This is a genomic window from Nocardia farcinica (genome assembly GCF_029867845.1).
GTDB lineage: Bacteria > Actinomycetota > Actinomycetes > Mycobacteriales > Mycobacteriaceae > Nocardia > Nocardia farcinica_A.
On record NZ_JARWRU010000715.1, the window covers coordinates 1 to 2989 of the forward strand.

Sequence of the window (2989 nt, forward strand, 5' to 3'; positions counted from 1 at the left end):
CCCCCCCCCCCCCCCGCCCCCCCGCGCCGAGCCCGTAGAGCAGCGCGGTCAGCATCCGGCGACCCTCATGCGACAACCATAGGCCGGGATGTGCGCCGCGCCGGGACGCCCGCGCGGGTGTCGGGTGGATCGGTGCGGGCAAGTTCCCGGCCAACCGGCGCGGAAAAAACACTAGAAAGGTTCGGCAAACTCTTTCGCGGCCGCGGGCGCATCGGATATCGTCCATGTCGGCAAACAGGTGGTGACGATTCGTCGGACCACTCGGCCGTACCGCGGGGCGGGGAAGTCTGCTCGTCGTCCCGGGTCGTGCGGCGACAACTCTGTTCGCCCGCCGGTGATGCGGTCTCCCGACGACTGATTCTCCGGTGTCGGACAACTTTCGGCTAACGCGCGGTGGGCTGGACGTTGCAGCGAAGGGCCCGATCCATGACGAGGGGATCGGGCCCTTCGGTATTGTCAGGCCCAATGTCACAGGATGCGAATACGGGACGAATGTATGCCGGGCAACCCGTAGAGGACCGGCAACGCCAGCGGCGTGCGCGTTTTCTGGAATCAGGATTGACGGTTTTCGCGCGCGACGGGTACGCCAACAGCTCGGTGGGCGCCATTTGCAAGGACGCCGGACTGTCCTCCCGGCAGTTCTACGAGGAGTTCACCGGCCGCGAATCCCTGCTGCTCGAGCTCTACGAGCAGATCGATCGGGAGTCGCGTGAGGCGGTGACCGCCGCCCTGGAGGGCAACGCCTCGGCCACCGCGCTGCAACGCCTCGACGCGGCGGTGCGCGCCTACATCGAGACCATCGGCTCCGACCCGCGCAAGGCGCGCGTCGCGCTGGTCGAGGTGGTCGGCGCCGGGCCGAAGGTGGAGAAGTTTCGGCTCGAGCTGCGCCGCTCCTGGGGCGCGCTGCTGGCGAGCGCGACCGAGGACGCGGCCCTGCAGGGCGAGATCCCGCCCGGCGACTACGAGATGCGCGTGCTGGCGATCATCGGCGCGGTCAACTACGTCGTCGACTCGTGGAGCGGGGCCGACCCGCGCCCGCCGCTGGACGACGTGATCCGCGTGCTCAGCCGTGTCATCATGGGCGCCGTGCGGGCCTGAGCGGCGGCTCGCGCCATTCCGCCGCGGTCGGGGGGTACCCTGCGCGAATGCGGACCGTTCCCATCCAGATGCCGGACGGCAGCAGCATTCCGGTGCGGCTGATCCCGGCGGAGGGCAGCCACCGGCATCAGGTGACACCGGACATGCCGCGCCCGGTGATCGTCATCATGCCCGGCCTCGGTGTGCCCGGCGCCTACTACGAATACTTCGCCCGCCAGCTGGCCGCGCGCGGATTCGACGCCGCCATCGGCGAACTGCGCGGCAACGGCGACAGCAGGCCGCGTCCCGGCCCCGCCAGCACCTACGGCTACCACGAACTCGTCTCGGTCGACTTCCCCGCCGTCTTCGGCGTGGTGCGCGAGGAATTCCCGGACAGCACGCCCTACCTGCTCGGCCACAGCATGGGCGGCCAGCTTTCGGTCATGTACGCCGCGCGGGTGCGCGGCAGGCTCGGCGGCCTGATCCTCGTCGCCTCCGGCACTCCCTACTACCGGGGCTATCGCGGGCTTGCGGGCCCCGGACTGCTGTTCGGCACCACCGCCGCCACCCTGACCGCGAGCCTGGTCGGCTTCTGGCCCGGCCACAAGATCGACGTGGGTGGTTTCGGCCCGCAGTCGAAGGTGCTGATCTCGGACTGGGCCAGGCTCTCGCGCACCGGTCGTTTCGTGCCCGTCGGCGCCGATATCGACTACGAGGAGCGCATCGCCAGACTGAAGCTGCCGGTGTTGTCGGTGACCGTGGAGGGGGACGAGCTGACCCCGCCGTCCTCGGCCGAGCACCTGCTGTCCAAGATGCCGAACGCGGAGGTCACCACCTGGCACGAGCCGAAACGGCTCGGCCACAACGGCTGGATTCCCGACCCGGGCGGCATTGTGGACCGCGTCGAGAAGTGGTTGCGCGACCGCTGAGCCCGCCGGGCGGATGGCCTGCCGGGCGCGCATCGACGGGTACAAAGAACGCATCACCCGGTAACAAAACCGCACCGTTGAACACATATATGCTGAACACCCGTATACGTCGGACTGTGCGGAATGCGACGAGTGGAGTGTCAGTGACGGAGCCGGATACCACGCTGCTGGTGCGGGCACTGGGAACCCATACGCCGCATACCTCCGAGTCGGTGCGCGCGGTGACGGCGCGGCTGATCCGCGAGGGCGCGTTCGCCCCGGGCGCGCGCCTGCCCACCATCCGCGAACTCTCGCAACGATGCGGGCTGAGCACCCGCACGCTCGTCGCCGCCTGGAGCGAGCTGCGCAAGGAAGGGCTGATCACCACCAACCGCCGCGGTGGCACAGTGGTGGCCGCGCCCGCCGACGTGCCGCTCACCCGGGTGCTGGCCGACCGCGACCTGCTCACCGGCAGCCCCGACTACGCCCTGCAACCCGACCTGGCCGCGGCCATGCTGGCCGGCCTGCACACCGACCAGCTCAACCGGCCTGCCCGCGAGTACATCACCGACCGCCTGCGCGACGCGGTGGTGGACAGCTGGCCGTTCGAGGCGCAGTCCTTCGTCGCCGCGGGCGGCGGTTCCGAGGGGCTGCTGCTCGCGGTCGACGCCGCCGCGCCCCCCGGCGCGCTGGTGGCGGTGGAGGAGCCGGTCATGCCCGGTTTCCTCGACACCTTGGCCGAGGTCGGCTACCGGGTGATCGGCGTGGCCTCCGACGACCGGGGCGCGCTGCCCGACGCGCTCGCCGAGGCGCTGCGCCACGACCCGGCGGTGGTCGTCCTGCAACCGGAGGGCGCCTACGCCACGGCCGGGACGCTCACCGAGGAACGGGCGGCGGAACTGGCCGAGGTGTTCGCGGCCGCCCCCCAGCGCGCGGGGGACTACTCGGACGACAGGGTGCCCCCCCGCGCGAGCCCCCAGCGGGCCACACCCCGCCGCGACTAG

3 protein-coding genes are annotated in these 2989 nt (G+C 70.9%); all 3 read left to right on the top strand.

The window, feature by feature from the left end; genetic code table 11:
- Positions 1 to 558 precede the first annotated feature (558 nt).
- The 3 genes from QH283_RS15735 (at position 559) to QH283_RS15745 (ending at position 2989) form a co-directional block, all read left to right on the top strand.
- Positions 559 to 1098, top strand: coding sequence for a TetR/AcrR family transcriptional regulator (locus tag QH283_RS15735; protein WP_280503739.1), 540 nt, complete (start codon positions 559 to 561; stop codon positions 1096 to 1098).
- A gap of 47 nt (positions 1099 to 1145) precedes the next feature.
- Positions 1146 to 2006 carry an alpha/beta hydrolase family protein gene (locus QH283_RS15740; protein WP_280503740.1) on the top strand — a complete coding sequence of 287 codons (861 nt, stop codon included), beginning with the start codon at positions 1146 to 1148 and terminating at the stop codon, positions 2004 to 2006.
- Between the two features lie 143 nt (positions 2007 to 2149).
- Positions 2150 to 2989, top strand: a complete 840-nt coding sequence (locus QH283_RS15745; protein ID WP_280503741.1) for a GntR family transcriptional regulator — start codon at positions 2150 to 2152, stop codon at positions 2987 to 2989.

What these genes read in the sequence shown, in the direction of transcription:
- QH283_RS15740 (WP_280503740.1), top strand. Translation starts at nt 1,146, where the DNA reads ATGCGGACCGTTCCCATCCAGATGCCGGACGGCAGCAGCATTCCGGTG.